Raw genomic sequence first — 16,937 nt, forward strand, 5'->3', positions numbered from 1 at the left:
AGGAGAACACATGCAGCAGCAACTGCTCGACTGGGTACACCAGTTTAATCAAGACTATGCCAACCTCGCCTCTTTGCTCATTGTGCTTGGGCTCATACTGATTGTCGCCCTTGTCTTACACCTTTTTTTACACAAAATATTGCTACCCTCATTAGAGAAACGGGGGCAAAAATCAGTAGGTAGCTGGCCGCATTTGCTTACCCAACATAATCTTTTCAACCGAATTGCATTTGTAATTCAAGGTATTGTTGTTAACATTCAAGCATCACTTTGGCTATCTACTGGGTCAACAGCCCAGATAGTGCTTAAAGTCGGTTCGCAAGCATGGTGCCTGTTATTTGGCTTATTAACGATTTACTCCATACTCGATATCGTGTTAGGCATCTTACAACGTGCTGCTAAAACTGCTCACCTTCCTTTGCGAGGAATTTTCCAAAGTATTAAGCTCATCGCATCCATACTGATTGCAATCATGATCATTGCGCTACTAATTGGTAAGTCTCCACTGATTATTTTAAGTGGACTCGGTGCCATGACAGCAGTGATGATGTTGGTATTCAAAGACCCAATAATGGGCTTAGTTGCTGGTATACAATTATCTGCCAATAATATGGTCAATATTGGCGATTGGTTAGAAATGCCTAAATACGGTGCGGACGGTGCTGTTATTGATATCGGTTTAACCACCGTTAAAGTCCGTAATTGGGATAATACTGTTACAACTATTCCAACTTATGCATTAATTTCAGATTCTTTTAAAAACTGGAAAGGCATGACCGAATCTGGCGGGCGCCGGATAAAACGTAGCTTTCGTATTGATGCCACCAGCGTACATTTTTTGACACCAGAAGAAATTTCGCATTGCGAAAAAGCAAATTTACTTGAGCCATATATCGGCCAAAAAGTGTCTGAAATCCAAGTTTTTAATTCCGCAATACCTGATGATAAAGCAATCCCATTAAATCAGCGACGTTTGACTAATATTGGGACATTTCGCGCATATATTGATGCCTATTTAAAAGCACACCCCAATATTCATAAAAAAATGACGATTATGGTGAGGCAATTGGAATCTGACTCAAATGGTATTCCAATTGAGATTTACGCCTTCACTAACACAACGGTTTGGGTTGAATATGAGAGGATTCAATCGGATATCTTTGACCATATTTTCTCCATTTTGCCACAGTTTAATTTAATGCCGCATCAATCACCTACCGGAAATGACGTTAGGTTAATTAACCAATCGGCAGTAAAACCGTTAACCCAAAGTAATTAGTTAAAGTTTCTTATTTTTCTACATCTAAAGTAGTATTTTAAAAGAGGGTTTACCCCCTCTTTTTCCTCGCTTCATACCCCACCATTATATAAAAAAAAACATAACGATTGTTAATAAAAATAGGATTAAAATCGGTTCTAGTTCAAAAAAAAACCTTATAAATTAAATGAATACATCTAATTTATCCGCAGTAACATTGATGTACGTCATGTCACTTAACAGAGACTTTTTTTAACATATAAAACAAGAAAGTCGTGTTGTTATTTACATATAGGCAATGTCAATGCATAAAATTAAAAATAATACTCAATTTGGAGAACTGAGCAGGAGGGAGTTTATACAAACCTCCGCAACTGTTGCGGGTGTCGCCGCAGTAGCAGGCTCAATCACTCTCCCCTTTTCTGCTCAAGCAAAAGCACCAGCAATCATGCCTGACGAAGTCAGCGAAAAAATCAGTTATAGCGCATGCTTAGTTAACTGTGGAAGTCGTTGCCCTCTGAAGGTTCACGTTAAAGACGGTGTTATCAGCCGTATTTCTAACGAAACAATGTACGATGACTCCACATTAGGCGAGCACCAAATCCGTCCATGTTTGCGTGGACGTTCTGTACGTTGGAAAACCTACAACCCAGACCGCTTAAAATACCCAATGGTGCGTGTGGGTAAACGAGGCGAAGGTAAATTCAAGAAAATCACTTGGGATGAAGCCACCACCATCATCGCTGAAAAACTGAAATATACCATTGATAAATATGGCAGTGATGCTATTTACTACCAATACGGTTCAGGTTCTACAGGCGCCAATTTGCATGGTCGCGCAGCGTGTAAACGCTTACTTAGCTTAACGGGTGGTTTTTTAGGTGACTACGGTACTTATTCGTACGCTCAATTAATGGAAATTACACCATACGTATATGGTAGCGTTGAAGAATCTTATTTATCTGAAATCCAAAATTCTGATTTAGTCGTCATGTTTGGGCATAACCTCGCCGAAACACGGATGTCTGGTGGTGGCCAATTCTATGAAACACTCAATGCCTTAGACAAAAGTAAAGCGAAAGTCATTATTATTGACCCTCGCCGCACGGATAGCGTCACAACTTTGGGCGCTGAATGGATCCCTATTTACCCAGGCACGGATGCTGCATTAGTCGCTGCATTGGGTTATGTGATGATCCAAGAAGAGTTAACTGACGAAGAATTCCTGAAAAATTATTGCATCGGTTGGGATGAATCTACACTTCCTGCTTCTGCACCGCGTAATGGATCATACAAAGATTATATCTTAGGTAATGGTCCTGATGGCATTGTTAAAACCCCTGAATGGGCAAGTAAACTGACCGGTATCTCTGTTGCACGTATTACCCAATTAGCACGTGAAATTGGCAATGCAAACCGCGCTTGGATCTCACAGGGCTGGGGCTTACAACGCACTGAAAATGGCGAACAAGCATGTCGTTCTATCATGATGCTGCCATTGATGTCAGGTAACATTGGCCGAGCAGGAACTAACACTGGTTTATGGGGTAATAGCTACGCTTATCCTGTTGCAGGTTTTGCGCTACCTAACCCTGTGAAAGCGTTGATCCCAACCTACATGTGGTCTGAAGCCATTGTACGAGGTAAAGAACTGACTGCAGAAAATGCTGGTATTAAAGGCGTCGATAAACTGGAAAACGACATCAAATTTATGTGGTGCTATTCCAGTAACGTCATTGGCAACCAGCACGGTGATTTGAATAAAACGCATGAAATTCTCTCGGATGAGTCTAAGTGTGAGTTTATTTTGGTGTGGGATAACCATGATACCCCATCAGCTAAATATGCTGATCTGCTGTTACCTGATGTCACTACGGTTGAAACTAACGACCTGATTAATAACTCCTATGCAAGCGGTGCGTATCATTATCTTGTACGCTTACAAAACGCGATTGAGCCGTTATGGGAAAACCGTCCTAACTATGATGTGTTAGCCGAAATCGCTGAAAAAATGGGTGTTAAAGAACAGTTCACGGAAGGCCGTACTTACGCTGAGTGGATTGAGTTCTGTTACAACAAGACTCGTGAAAAAATGCCACATCTACCTGAATTTAGTGAAACAGACGGTGCGGGTATCATTGACCGTAAGTTCCTAAATAGTAGCGAAAATATTGCACTGAAAAAATTCCGTGATGACCCGATTAACAATCCGTTAAAAACACCATCTGGAAAAATTGAAATTTACTCGGAAAAATTAGCTGAAAGAGTCAAAAACTGGGAGTTGCCAGAAGGCCAGCGCATCCCTGCTCTTCCTGAATATTGTGTGAATAAAGAAGGGGTTGAAGCACAAGCTAAAGACCAAAAGCACACTTTATTAATGACAGGCTTCCATGATAAAGGCCACGTACACTCCTCTTATTATAATGTTGCGATGCTGCGTGAAGCCATCCCACACCAATTTTGGCTCAATCCAATTGATGCACAGCAACGTGGTTTAAGTAATGGTGATCTGGCTGAAATTTTCAATGACCGTGGCCGTATCCAAATTAAAGTCAAAGTCACTGAGCGTGTCTTACCTGGTGTTATTGCTGTTCCACAGGGTGCATGGCGTACTCTAAATAGTGAAGGTTTAGATGTTGGTGGTTGTATCAATACATTGACTTCTCACGTGCCTTCTCCGTTGGCAAAAGGAACACCACAGCATACTAACCTTGTTGAAGTTAAACGCGCTTAAGGAGTTAAATCATGAAACAGTATGGCTTTTATTTTGACTCCACAAAATGCACTGGCTGTAAAACCTGTCAGGTCAGTTGTAAGGACGAAAAAGATTTAGATTTAGGCCCTAAATTCCGTCGTGTGTACGAATTTGGCGGCGGTAGTTGGCAAAAACAAGATGGCATTTGGCAGCAGAATGTCTTTAATTATTATCTGTCAATTTCCTGTAACCACTGTTCAAACCCAACATGTGTCGCGGGTTGCCCAACAGGTGCAATGCATAAGCGAGAAGAAGATGGCCTAGTAGTTGTTGATCAGTCTATTTGTGTAGGTTGTCGTTATTGTGAATTGCGTTGCCCATATGGTGCCCCGCAATTTGATGAGAAGAAAAAACTGATGAGCAAATGCGATGGCTGTTATGAGCGTGTCGCAAAAGGTATGAAGCCCGTGTGTGTTGAGTCCTGCCCACAACGCGCTTTAGACTTTGATGATATTAATGTTCTGCGTGAGTTACATGGCACAGAGTGTGGGATTGCACCAATGCCAGACCCAAGCTTCACTAATCCGAACATTGTCATCAAACCCCATAAAGACGCGAAGCCATTTGGTGATAAAAGTGGCGAACTAAAAAACCCTGCGGAGGTGTAAAATGCATGAATTACCATTAGTTTTTTTCACCGTCTTAGGGCAATCCGCTGCGGGGCTGTTTTTGTTGGCCTATTTAAGCCGCAAAATGGGTTCCATCGATGACAAACAGTTAAAAACGGCGAATATCGTTGCTTTTGTTATTATGCTTATTGGTTTAGTTATCGGTGGATTGCACGTAGGTCAACCACTGCGCTTCTTTAATATGCTGTTAGGTGTTGGTCGTTCTCCAATGAGTAACGAAGCCTTCTTAAGTGGTGTATTTGTTGGATGTGCAGCAGCAACCTTGTTTTTCACATTGTTCTTCAAAAATACCGTCTTGCGTGAATTGGCGAATATCGCGGCTGTGGTATCTGGATTAGCCTTTGTCTGGTCAATCCCACAGGTATATAACATTGCAACAATCGCAAACTGGAATACGGGCTATACCACACTGCAAATGTGGATGACCATGCTCGTTGGGGGTGGTGCACTTGCCATTGCCATTGGTGCTCGCGGATTAGGCATTGCTGCTTTTCTTATCGGTACGTTCGCTATTTTTGCCAGCCGAGCGGGATATCAAGCGTTCCTAACAGAAACAGGCCCTGTTCTCAGTAGCGAGCAAACAGGTTTCTGGGGCTTCCAAGTGGTTGTTTTAGCTATTGCCTTAGCTGCATTTGTTGGTATCGCACTGAAACAACGCGCACCGAAAGCGACCTTAGCTACCTGTGCGGCAGCGGTTTTACTGGCTGAACTTGCGGGTCGCATTGCTTTCTATAATTTATGGCAAATCACCATGTAACCCTTTGTTGTTACTGTGTTAAAATGACCTATCAAAGGACGCCTTTTGGCGTTCTTTGATTAAATGCCAAAATTACTCTGCAACAATATCATTGAACGTAATCAATCATTGAACGTAATCAGATTAAAATGCCATGCTGCAGCGCGAAATAAGATGGATAAAATACGATGCTAGACACCACTATACTGCGCATTTTAGGTGCGTTTTTTTACTATTCCCCACAATCAGATACCTTACAGAACGTCTATTCCGCCTTAGGTGAATTACCACAATTACACTCATGGAAAGACTCAGAACAAATTCAGGCTATTTGTGCTTCATTGGCACAAACTGCCCCTAATGATATTGCTTATGATTACTCTGTCTTATTTGAAGGGCAAGGTAGCATGCCTGCTCCACCTTGGGGATCAGTGTACTTTGAGCATGATAATACCGTCATGGGAGAGTCAACTGCGGCTTATCGCAACTTACTGCAATCAAAAGGGTTAGTTACTGATACTGGCATTCGAGAACCTGAAGACCAGTTTGGCTTGATGTTGATGGCAATTTCAGCGCTCGCAGAACATGGGGAAGATGACGCTATCGTTGAATTGTTGGAGCAGCATTTATTACCGTGGGCATACCGCTACTTAACCTTAGTTCAACAAACGCAAACAGAAAACGCCTTCTACCCAAATATCGCCAAGGTCACTGAAGTCTACTTAACTGACTTACAAAAACAACTTGAACTTACACCAATTCAGGTTGAGTTATTCCGCTAATTTTATTATACCCAAGAGTAAGCTCAAGCTGCCTGCTCTTTGGTTGTTTAAACGTTAAAATGAGGAGCCTGGCTCTTGCAAAAAAGCCAGCTCTTGTTGGGTCGATGGGCGGCCTAAAACCGTATTACGATGCGGATAACGACCAAATTTATCAATAATCGCTTTATGGCGCATTTCATAATCTAACGTATTGTCATCCCCTAACATACGGAAGAGTTCCACTGCTTGTAAATGAATGAAACTGGACTCTGAGTGCATATAAGGCATTAAGACAAATTTACGTTGCGATAGCGTCAATAAATTATAATCATGCTGCTTGATGGCTTCTTGCGCTAACGCCAACGCCATCGCATCTTGAGCAAAAGCGCGCGGAGTATCACGCCATAAATTACGAGAGAACTGATCAAGCACGATAATTTCCGCTAAACGACCACGAATTGACGCACGCCAATAAGCGAGTTCTCCTTTCGCTGCACGCTCACAAATCGCTGAAAAACGGCGGGCAATCGTCGAATCAAATTTTGTACTTTTTTCAAACCACTGTTTTGGTGTTGATTCTTCAAACCAAAATGAAAGCACTTCTTCCATGGCATTCATCGTATATTCCTATCGATTTTCTTATTAGACGTTATCGTAATCCTAGTTAATAATCGTATTAATTAACAGAGTTAAACTCTAAAAACAGCAATTCACAGCAAATTATTTTGTTTTTTTGAGACCTAACGCTAAAAAATTGCACAACATTTTTTGTCACAATTTAACAAATTAGCTTGTTTATACCTGAGGTAAATTATTGTATCTATCACTATAATAGGTTTAAACTTTTTCAATTTTCATGTTTTGTTATTTAATGTGAGGACATCTGTTTATCAAGAGGAAATAGATACATTTGGTTAAGCTAATGTTAGAATTTCACTGATAAGATAATTGTATAGCTAACGCGTTTAAGTACACGACGCCACATTAATAATTCTTCAGCGTTTAATATTGGCTCTCATTAAGGATGGCAATGTAAATGGCAGGACATATGGTACTTATTGGTTGGGCATTATGGGTCAGCCCTTGCGGGACAGATTCATGTGATGCACTCCCTGTCACTGACACCATTTTCACTCAAGAACAATGTGTTAGCAGAAAAAGCTACCTCGAGTCAAAACGCCCTAATCTGTATTTCCTCTGCGGGGAGGTCTATCGTGACAGCGAAGAAATGACTGCGGAAGAAAAACATGCTGTTCCAGCACCGCATCCCCCTCTACGTTCGCTGCCAGAACGCCATTCACGCTAACTTGAGCCCCTATTTGAACCCAAGTTAGCTAAAGGATTAACTAATTTATTTGTGCAATTTGGCAATCTGCTTCGATAAAATCGCCTTTATTGACACTATGTTCTAAGGTTCCTGTTTGATGAGCAAGCACCTGAACTTCCATTTTCATTGCTTCCATTACCCCAATAATATCCCCTTCATTCACTTTTTCACCTTGTGGGATTAACCAGTTAAATAACACACCTGAGATCGGAGCATTAACAGCATCTGGATTACTCTCCTTTTTAGAAGTCACTTTTGTTACTGGTGCATTGTTAACGGATAAACCAGAAAGGAGCTCAGCTGGCAAGCCCAATTCACAGCGTTTGCCATCAATTTCAATAAACGTACGCATTAATGCATTGCTATCTTGTGGAATTTGACGTGGCGCAGGAGGAATATCCACATTAAACTCCGTTTCAATCCAGCGAGTGTGCACTTTAAAATCGCCACAAAAATCAGCCTGTTCCATCACGGCCTGGTGGAAAGGTAAAACAGAAGCCACCCCCTCAATAGTAAACTCAGCCAAAGCACGACGAGCACGTGAAATAGCTTGTTCACGGGTATTTCCAACCACGATCAGTTTTGCCATTAAAGAGTCAAAAGTTCGCGGGATTGTTGTGCCTGCTTCTACCCCACTGTCCACTCGTACACCTGGCCCTGATGGTGCATCAAAAACGGTAATCGTCCCTGGCGTTGGTAAGAAACCATTTCCTGCATCTTCTGCATTTATACGAAACTCAAAAGCATGCCCCCGCGGTTTAGGCATTTCATTGATACTTAACGGCAGGCCTTGTGCAATACGCAACTGTTCAATAACCAGATCAATTCCTGCCGTTTCTTCTGTCACAGGATGCTCAACTTGTAATCTTGTATTGACCTCAAGGAAAGATAACGTTCCATCTTGGCTAAGCAAAAACTCAACCGTACCCGCGCCGACATACCCCGCCTTACGACAAATATCGGTCGATGAAGTGATAATTTGCTGTAATTGCTTTTCTGATAAATATGGAGCAGGAGATTCTTCGACTAATTTTTGATTACGACGTTGCAATGAGCAATCGCGGGTTCCCACGACCAGTACATTGCCATGCGTATCTGCGATAACCTGTGCTTCAATATGGCGTGGATTATGCAAAAATTGCTCAACAAAGCATTCACCTCGACCAAATGCAGCGGTCGCTTCGCGCACAGCGGAATGATAAAGCTCTTCGACCTCATGCATTTGCCATGCAACCTTTAAGCCTCGTCCACCACCGCCAAACGCCGCTTTTATTGCAATCGGCAAGCCATGTTGATGGGCAAACTCCACCACTTCTCGCGCGTCTTTAACAGGGTCTTTTGTCCCGACAACCAAAGGGGCTCCGACCTGCATTGCGATATGACGAGCTTGCACTTTATCCCCTAAGATATCAATGCTTTCAGCACTCGGGCCAATCCAAATTAACCCTGCCTCGTTAACCGCGCGAGCAAACTCTGCTCGTTCGGATAAAAAACCGTATCCTGGGTGAACCATTGTTACCCCTGATTTCTTGGCAATACTTATCAGCTTTTCAATATTTAAGTAACTTTCAGCTGGGGTGCTCCCCCCTAAAGCATAAGCTTCATCAGCCATTTTGACGTGTAACGCAGCTATATCGCTATCTGCATACACGGCAACAGATTGAAAACCATAATCACGACATGCACGGATAATGCGTACAGCAATTTCGCCACGATTGGCAATCAATACTTTATGGTCTTTGTTATTGTTGTTCGTATTCATAAGCTCAATCACTCCCTTGTAATTCTTTAAACTCGCCTAATGGGTTAAAACGTATTAAGGCATTCACTGGAATTTGCCCTGCGAGATCCAAATGATACTCACAGACAGTACCGATAACGGGGTATCCGCCCGTCAATGGGTGGTCGTTTAAAAATAAAACAGGTTGTCCATTTGCAGGGACTTGGATCGCCCCAATACAGGTCCCTTCACTCGGTAATTCCTGTTGGATTTTTCGCTCAAACGGTTGTTCACCCAGAAGTCGCAAACCAATACGGTTCGATGCAGCAGTCACTTGCCATAATTGGTGAGTGAGTCGCTCAATAGCCTCCTGAGTAAACCAATCTGTTCTTGGCCCCAAAATAACATCTAAAACCACAACATCATCTGCTGATGAGTAATCAAAAGCAGGCATTTCGTTAACGGAGATAGCTTGCGAAGTTGTTTGATTATTTATTGCGAGCTCTTGACCAACCGCTAAGGGTAATGGCCCAACTTGGGCTAGGGTATCAAACGAACGACTCGATAAAATCGGGGCAACATTAAAACCACCACGAATGGCCAAATAACTGCGAACACCTTTCGTTGGGCGCCCCAGTTTAATCTCATCGCCTTTAGCAAGATGAAGAGTTTCATACACATTCGCTTCGTAGTATTCGTTGTTGTTTGTCGTTATTTCAATTGCACAAGGCGCCCCTGTGACAGCAACGATTAAATTTTTATTTGCCCGTGCCTTAAAACCACCTTGCGTGATTTCTAACACGGTTTCATCGGAACGATTACCCACAAGGCGGTTAGCGCTACGCAGAGCCGTTTTATCCATAGCCCCTGATTCTGAGATACCCAGCGCTGATTGGCCAACACGGCCTAAATCTTGGAATAATGTTTGTAACCCTGTCGCTAATACGGTGAAATCATTCGTTAAATTCTGAGAGATTGCTGTTTGCTTGACCTTTTCAGGCAGGCTATAGCTCAGCGTACTTTTCGCTGCATTGGTAAAATTCACCCGTGAGCCCGCTTGGACTAAAGCAGGCTCGGGACGATTGATATCCCACATAGCAAGATCTGTCACACCAATCAGCTGCCATCCGCCTGGACTTGCTTGTGGGTACACGCTGCTAAACTCCCCTGCAAGCGCGACAGAACCCGCGGGGATACGAACGCGTGGTGATTGGCGTCTAGGGACATGCAACTGTGCATCTTTCGACACCATGTAACCAAAACCAGGTGCAAAACCACTGAATGCAACGTGGTATTCATTTTCCGTATGACGACGGATCACTTCACTGATAGAAACACCTAATATTTCAGCAACTTCTATTAAATCTTCCCCTGTATAATGCACTGGGATGACCACTAATTTGCTCGATTTAGACGTCACTTTCGAAATATCTCTGACAGAAATCTGGCTAACCAAATTTTTCGCATTAACAATGATAGGGTTATAGCGAACTAAAATCGTCCTTGCTGCAGGTGTGATTTCTTCAATCCCCTTAATTGGCGTTTCATACAATGAATCTGTGAGCGCCATTGTCTGCTCAAGGCTTTGAAGCTCTACCATCAGCGCACTTAAATTGACAGGTAAAAATCTCAATGGGCACCTCTATATATGATAAGCCGCATCAGGCACATCAGTGATGAACATATATCCAGGCGCATGGCTTAACGCAAATGGCACCCCCGATTTCATCACTGCCGCTTGTGGCGTCACACCACAGGCCCAAAATACGGGAATTTCCCCCTCTTCGATACGTACCGCATCGCCAAAATCGGGTTGCATTATATCGGCAATGCCAAGCTGCTCAGGAGCACCAATGTGCACAGGTGTACCGTGAACGGCGGGGAATCGCCCTGTTATACTGACAGCATCAGCAACGCGGTTTGCAGGAATTGGTCGCATCGAAACCACTAACTCCCCTTGTAAGCGCCCTGCAGGGCGACACAAGCGATTGGTTTTATACATTGGGACATTCGATTTATCGGTGATATGGCGCACATCAATACCTGCCTCAATCATAGGTGTCTCGAATGTGAAACTACAGCCAATCAAAAATGTAACTAAATCAGGATATTGTCGATAAATTGCGGTCGCATCCGTGATTTCATCGGCTAATTGCCCATGTTCCCATACGCGATAACGCGGGATATCAGTTCGTAAATCTGCACCTTCAGCTAACATGGTTTGCCAACTTCCCGATTCACACACATCTAATACTGGGCAACTTTTCGGATTACGTTGTGCGTACAATAAAAAATCAAATGCCCAATCACGAGGAAGTGCAATCATGTTGGCCTGCGTCATACCTGGAGCAAGACCTGCAGTCGGTTTATCATAGCCATTACGTATCGCTTCGCGGGCAATTCGTGCGGCCTCAATCGCTTGCGTAGAGGCTTTCATTAATTGTGTCATTCGCGCTCTCCTTTATGGGCAAAGCCATAAATTTCAATCCCTTGTTTTTCAAGGATAGAGCGAACTTGTTGTGCCATTTCAAGCGCACCTGGACTATCCCCGTGAACACAAATGGAGCCAGCATCAATTGGGGTAAATTTACCATCAATAGATACAACACCGCCTTCCTGCACTAATTGCAACATACGCTCAGCCACAATTTTCGGGTCATGTAATACAGAGCCTGCGAGTTTACGGGAAACCAATGTACCATCGCTGTTGTAAGCTCTATCTGCAAAGGCTTCTGCCACAACTTGCAAACCACTGTCTTGTGCCCAACCAATCAGCGGAGATCCCGCTAATGCAACAAGAATTAAATGATTATCAATCGATTTGATTGCATCAATCACTGCGATAGCTTGGCGTTTATCATGTGCAATCGTGTTATAAAGTGCACCATGGGGCTTCACATATAACACATCAGTACCCGCAGCAGTGGCTAAGCCTTTTAGTGCGCCAATTTGGTAAATCACATCCGCAATCAATTCACTGGAAGCAATATCCATATTTCGACGTCCAAATCCCACTAAATCGGGATACCCTACATGAGCGCCTACTGCCACACCATTTTCTTTGGCCGCTTTTAAGGTTTTTAAGATCCCTTCAGGTGAACCCGCATGAAAGCCACAAGCCACATTTGCACTGCTGACTACAGATAAGATAGCCTCATCATTTCCCATCTGCCATTGACCAAAACTTTCCCCAAGGTCGCTATTTAAATCGATTTGTTTTTTCATCATCACTCCAAGGGTTATTTCAGATAATTAAAGATGGCGCTGACTGACATCGCCCCCATGTACCAAGTCAGTGCGCAAGTCACCACACCTGACCATAATAACCAACGTGGATAGTGATAACCTGACATCAAATCTGCACGTTTCCAGCCAATATAGACAAAAAGAGTCAAACCAATTGGCAGGATTAATCCATTGAATCCCCCCGCAAAAACTAGCAATGCAGCAGGTGCCGTTCCCATCAGCAAATACACTATCAGAGAAACTGCAATAAAAATGATCGTTGCGATATTACGTTGTCTTTCAGAAATAGTGTGTTTGAAAGCAGTTAAAAAACTCATCGACGTATAAGCCGCACCAATCACACTTGTTAGTGCCGCAGCCCATAAGATCAATCCAAAAATACGTAAGCCAAAATTACCCGCAGCAGCCTGAAAAGCTTGAGATGCGGGGTTAGCTGCATGACCAGAGATATCAATTGTTACGCCACTTGCAACAACTCCTAGAATGGCAAGGAATAAGACATAGCGCATTAAACCAACAACCAATATTCCTTTTGTTGCCGCACTGGATACCACATGAATGTTTTCAATCCCTACCGTGCCTTTATCGAGTAAGCGATGAGCCCCCGCATAACAGATATAGCCGCCAACCGTACCGCCCACAATTGTCGTAATCATCGCAAAGTCGACGGTATCGGGTAAAACACTTTGACGTAGCGCTTCCCCAACGGGTGGATTCGATGCAATTGCGACAAACACGGTTAAACCAATCATGACAATCCCGAGGCCAATAATTAACCTATCAATAAATGTACTGGCTTTGCGTGATGAGAAAATATAAATGGCAAGTAAGGCGCTAATTAATCCTCCCCATTTTGGGTCAAGGCCAACAAGTGCATTTAACCCTAGTCCTGCCCCTGCAATATTACCGATATTAAAAATTAAGCCGCCAAAAATCACCAATATTGCCAGTAAATAACCACTCCCAAGGATAGTCGCATTCGCTATTTGTGATGAGTGCATTTTGGTTAATGTCACGACTCGCCAGATATTTTGCTGCACAACAAAATCAATCACGATGGAGGCTAAAATACCAAAAGCAAATGCCGCGCCCAACGTTACAGTAAATGTTGCAGTTTGGGTAATAAACCCAGGACCTATCGCAGACGTCGCCATCAAAAATATGGCACCAATTAGTGACGAGCGGCGACTTTTCACATACTCAGCAGTGCTTGGTGCGCTTTCTTGAGCTGCCATATACATACTCCTCTATGTGTTATTGTTTTAATTATTTGTGTCGTTGTAGATGTTGTTATTGCGATTATCACTCAGGCAATTATCGTGCCATTGTTCTACTTGTTATGTTAATTGTTAATTCATCTTTAATGGATTGTTGAACAATTAGTATGAGATGACGAATAAACAATCAATAAAAATCGTTATCCATGATTTAAAAATCAAGGCGTGATCACTTTTTTAACAATGAAAGCAAAAAATAGGTTATGGATCTCATTGGAATGCACTAATTCAGTGCGACTTAGGCTATTTTTCACCATATAGGTGCAAATCAGGGGATGCGCCCTGATGTTTTTGAAAGGAAACTTGCCGCTTAAACTTGAATATGTGAATATAGCCGCTTCATCATCCACCAAATTCAAGTTTGCATTTTTATGAAAAAAACGCCTGTTGCTCAAACCTTGTCAGTCACGATTGCGGAAGTCATCCGTGCTAAAATCACCGTAGGGGAAATCACGCCAGGGCAGCGGCTGTCTGAAGCAACATTGAGTGATGAACTCGCTATTTCACGTAATACGCTTCGCGAAGTCTTTCGTGTATTAACACAAGAAGGATTACTGACCTATGCACCAAATAAGGGCGTTTTTGTGTCAGTCCCTGATATGTCTGCGATTATTGATATTTACCATGTGAGACGGCTCATTGAATGTAATGCACTAGAACACGCTTATGCGTTACATCCTGCCGTGCAAAAAATGAAAGATGCAGTTGTTGATGCGCGTCAACATGAAAAAATCGAGAATTGGATTGGTGTGGGCACAGCCAATATGAAATTCCATACTGCTATTGTCGAATTAACCGATAGCGAGCGGCTTATCAAACTTTATCGTAATATATCTGCTGAATTACGTCTCGCTTTTGGGCACCTAAATGACCCCAAAATTTTATATGCACCCTATATTGATAAAAACCAATTTATTCTTGAGCTACTCGATAAAGGCCACAACCTTGAAGCTGCAAATACCTTACGCAGCTACCTTGATTTATCTGAACGAACACTATTGGCAGCTTATAAACGCAGCCAAACTTCATTTTAATTTTCTTGTTTTACCAAATTAACGCTGTTCCTCCCCTCTTTGAATTACCCCCAGATTAAATTTTTTACATTACAAAAATTTGAGTGAATCATCTTATTCCCACAATAAAAATTTTTACGAATATTACAGCAAAATAAGTTTAAATTTATCGAGTAGAAAACTCTGCATTGTTAATTAATCACATTCATATCTTTAATTTTAATATTCTATTTATATCGGTATGTAATAAAAAAAGTACTTTTGTTTGTTTTTTCATCCAATCTAGTTTCCCCCCTTACGCATTTAACTTATTTTTAACGTAAAAACAACCAGAATAAAACACTTTCATTTTTTTAATGTAACTCGAAAATTAACTTTCTCACGCCACAAGAATTTACATCAAACACAAAATTATCACAATTAATTGACTTTAAGGCCGCTTATTTAACAAAAGTAACGAATTGATATAAATTACCTACTGAAATTACTCAAATAAATCGAGTTAATAGTTGTAGTTTTCTCGAATATTCGTTATAAAATTTACGATAATAAAAAAGCATACATAAAAAATATTAATATAAATGAGATTTCATTATGACATTAAACCAAGTGACTAATAAGAAGCCCTTTAAATTTGGCCTAGGATGGCAAATACTGATTGCTCTTATTTTAGGTGTTATTGCTGGTGCACTTTTGCATGACAATACAGAGTACAAAGATTGGCTTATTTTAAATATCCTTTCTCCCGCGGGTAAAATATTTATTCAGTTAATTAAAATGATCGTTGTGCCCATTGTTATCTCAACGCTCATCGTGGGTATCGCTGGTGTCGGAAATACAAAACAATTAGGTTCTCTCGGTTTCAAAACCATTCTCTATTTTGAAGTGATTACCACAATCGCCATTATTGTTGGTATCTCCTTCGCAAATATATTTCAACCGGGTGTTGGTATTGATATGTCTCAACTCACCCAAGTCGATATTTCTCAATACGAAAAAACGACACAAGAAGTCGAAAGTCATCCATCAGGGATTATCAATACCATTCTCACTTTAGTCCCTAGCAATATTTTTGCTGCGATGGCAAGTGGTGACATGCTCCCTGTCATCTTTTTTGCAGTTATCTTCGGTTTAGGGCTGTCATCTTTACCCGCTGAGAAAAAACAACCACTGCTTGATGTGTTACAAACATTTTCTGAAACCATGTTCCGCGTGACTAATATGATCATGATGTATGCACCAATCGGGGTATTCGCATTGATCTCAGTCACCGTTGCAAACTTTGGGTTCTCATCATTAGTCCCATTACTTAAATTGGTTATTCTTGTGCACTGTGCAATTATTTTCTTTGCTGTGGTGGTATTAGGAATTGTTGCGCGTTATTGCAAAATTAATATCTTCACGTTAATGAAAATATTAAAAGATGAGCTCCTATTGGCCTATTCCACAGCAAGCTCTGAAACTGTACTTCCACGCATTATGGATAAAATGGAGAAGTACGGCGCACCAAAATCTGTAACCAGTTTTGTTATTCCTATCGGTTATTCATTTAATCTCGATGGCTCCACTTTATATCAAAGTATTGCAGCAATATTTATCGCCCAACTCTATGGTATTGAATTATCCATAGGCCAAGAGCTGATACTCGTATTTACCCTGATGATCACGTCAAAAGGTATTGCAGGCGTTCCTGGTGTATCATTCGTTGTACTACTTGCGACATTAGGCAGTGTTGGGATCCCATTGGAAGGCCTTGCATTCATTGCAGGTGTTGACCGTATTTTAGATATGGCACGTACTGCTCTTAACGTTGTTGGCAATGCATTGGCCGCTCTCGTTATTGCTAAATGGGAACATAATTACGACATCAAAAAAGCACGTGAGTATGAAAGTACCTTTTAATTCAAAATATAAATAAGCTATTACAATGATGCCCTCTCTGACAATTAGATAGGGCATCATTTTCTAAAAAAATACAAGTCTAGAGTATTTTCCCTTACGCATTCATTATAACAATATTTTCTATATATATTTAAGATATCTTTAACACTAGTTACATATACCTATTTCTTTCTTTTATTTTATTTTTTTAAATAATTTACCTTTAGTCATTGGAACTTTATTGATATCTTAACTACGCTATAAATCTTGCACTAAGTATTTCGTATATTTGTTAGTCTGAGCAGGAAAAAATGAATCAAATAAGAAGATTTCT

General features: G+C 41.5%; 14 protein-coding genes. 8 read left to right on the forward strand and 6 right to left on the reverse strand.

Annotation, left to right across the window (positions count from 1 at the left end; translation table 11 throughout):
- Positions 1-10: 10 nt before the first annotated feature.
- The 5 genes from M1F05_RS12160 to M1F05_RS12180 all read left to right on the forward strand — a co-directional run bounded on the left by M1F05_RS12160 (position 11) and on the right by M1F05_RS12180 (position 6,160).
- The gene (locus M1F05_RS12160) at positions 11-1,279 is read left to right on the forward strand and encodes a mechanosensitive ion channel family protein (RefSeq protein ID WP_206082305.1); all 1,269 of its coding nucleotides are present in this window, start codon (positions 11-13) and stop codon (positions 1,277-1,279) included.
- A gap of 283 nt (positions 1,280-1,562) precedes the next feature.
- Positions 1,563-3,992: a DMSO/selenate family reductase complex A subunit gene (locus tag M1F05_RS12165; protein WP_206082306.1), complete on the forward strand. Its 2,430-nt coding sequence runs from the start codon at positions 1,563-1,565 to the stop codon at positions 3,990-3,992.
- An 11-nt stretch (positions 3,993-4,003) separates the two neighbouring features.
- Entirely contained in the window at positions 4,004-4,621 is a 618-nt protein-coding gene (locus M1F05_RS12170; RefSeq protein ID WP_206082307.1) for a DMSO/selenate family reductase complex B subunit, read from the forward strand.
- Between the two features lies 1 nt (position 4,622).
- The gene (locus M1F05_RS12175; protein ID WP_206082308.1) at positions 4,623-5,399 is read left to right on the forward strand and encodes a dimethyl sulfoxide reductase anchor subunit family protein; all 777 of its coding nucleotides are present in this window, start codon (positions 4,623-4,625) and stop codon (positions 5,397-5,399) included.
- A gap of 167 nt (positions 5,400-5,566) precedes the next feature.
- Positions 5,567-6,160, forward strand: a complete 594-nt coding sequence (locus M1F05_RS12180) for a molecular chaperone (RefSeq protein WP_206082309.1) — start codon at positions 5,567-5,569, stop codon at positions 6,158-6,160.
- 54 nt (positions 6,161-6,214) lie between these two features.
- Here the strand turns inward: M1F05_RS12180 and M1F05_RS12185 are convergent, their stop codons facing one another.
- Complete coding sequence (locus M1F05_RS12185) at positions 6,215-6,757, reverse strand: DUF924 family protein (RefSeq protein WP_206082310.1); 543 nt, start codon at positions 6,755-6,757, stop codon at positions 6,215-6,217.
- A 418-nt stretch (positions 6,758-7,175) separates the two neighbouring features.
- On the opposite strand from M1F05_RS12185, the gene M1F05_RS12190 reads away from it, so the two are divergent.
- Positions 7,176-7,445, forward strand: coding sequence for a hypothetical protein (locus M1F05_RS12190; protein WP_206082311.1), 270 nt, complete (start codon positions 7,176-7,178; stop codon positions 7,443-7,445).
- A gap of 40 nt (positions 7,446-7,485) precedes the next feature.
- On the opposite strand, the gene M1F05_RS12195 is transcribed toward M1F05_RS12190, so the two are convergent.
- Genes M1F05_RS12195 through M1F05_RS12215 form a run of 5 tightly spaced genes read right to left on the reverse strand, consistent with a single transcriptional unit; the run spans position 7,486 to position 13,667 of the window.
- On the reverse strand, positions 7,486-9,228 hold the full coding sequence (locus tag M1F05_RS12195) for an acetyl/propionyl/methylcrotonyl-CoA carboxylase subunit alpha (protein WP_206082312.1): 1,743 nt from the start codon (positions 9,226-9,228) through the stop codon (positions 7,486-7,488).
- Between the two features lie 4 nt (positions 9,229-9,232).
- The gene (locus tag M1F05_RS12200; protein ID WP_206082313.1) at positions 9,233-10,819 is read right to left on the reverse strand and encodes a 5-oxoprolinase/urea amidolyase family protein; all 1,587 of its coding nucleotides are present in this window, start codon (positions 10,817-10,819) and stop codon (positions 9,233-9,235) included.
- 9 nt (positions 10,820-10,828) lie between these two features.
- The gene (locus M1F05_RS12205) at positions 10,829-11,635 is read right to left on the reverse strand and encodes a putative hydro-lyase (RefSeq protein WP_206082314.1); all 807 of its coding nucleotides are present in this window, start codon (positions 11,633-11,635) and stop codon (positions 10,829-10,831) included.
- The gene (locus M1F05_RS12210; protein ID WP_206082315.1) at positions 11,632-12,411 is read right to left on the reverse strand and encodes a LamB/YcsF family protein; all 780 of its coding nucleotides are present in this window, start codon (positions 12,409-12,411) and stop codon (positions 11,632-11,634) included. The genes M1F05_RS12205 and M1F05_RS12210 overlap by 4 nt, the downstream gene beginning before the upstream one ends.
- Before the next feature lie 14 nt (positions 12,412-12,425).
- Positions 12,426-13,667, reverse strand: a complete 1,242-nt coding sequence (locus M1F05_RS12215) for an NRAMP family divalent metal transporter (RefSeq protein ID WP_318825849.1) — start codon at positions 13,665-13,667, stop codon at positions 12,426-12,428.
- A gap of 413 nt (positions 13,668-14,080) precedes the next feature.
- Between M1F05_RS12215 and M1F05_RS12220 the strand changes: the two genes are divergently transcribed.
- Together M1F05_RS12220 and gltP are read left to right on the forward strand one after the other, a co-directional pair.
- Positions 14,081-14,743 carry a GntR family transcriptional regulator gene (locus M1F05_RS12220; protein ID WP_206082317.1) on the forward strand — a complete coding sequence of 221 codons (663 nt, stop codon included), beginning with the start codon at positions 14,081-14,083 and terminating at the stop codon, positions 14,741-14,743.
- Between the two features lie 573 nt (positions 14,744-15,316).
- Positions 15,317-16,624: a glutamate/aspartate:proton symporter GltP gene (gene gltP, locus M1F05_RS12225; RefSeq protein ID WP_206082318.1), complete on the forward strand. Its 1,308-nt coding sequence runs from the start codon at positions 15,317-15,319 to the stop codon at positions 16,622-16,624.
- Positions 16,625-16,937: the final 313 nt, after the last annotated feature.

It is taken from the genome of Providencia sp. PROV252 (assembly GCF_033676005.1).
Taxonomy (GTDB): domain Bacteria; phylum Pseudomonadota; class Gammaproteobacteria; order Enterobacterales; family Enterobacteriaceae; genus Providencia; species Providencia vermicola.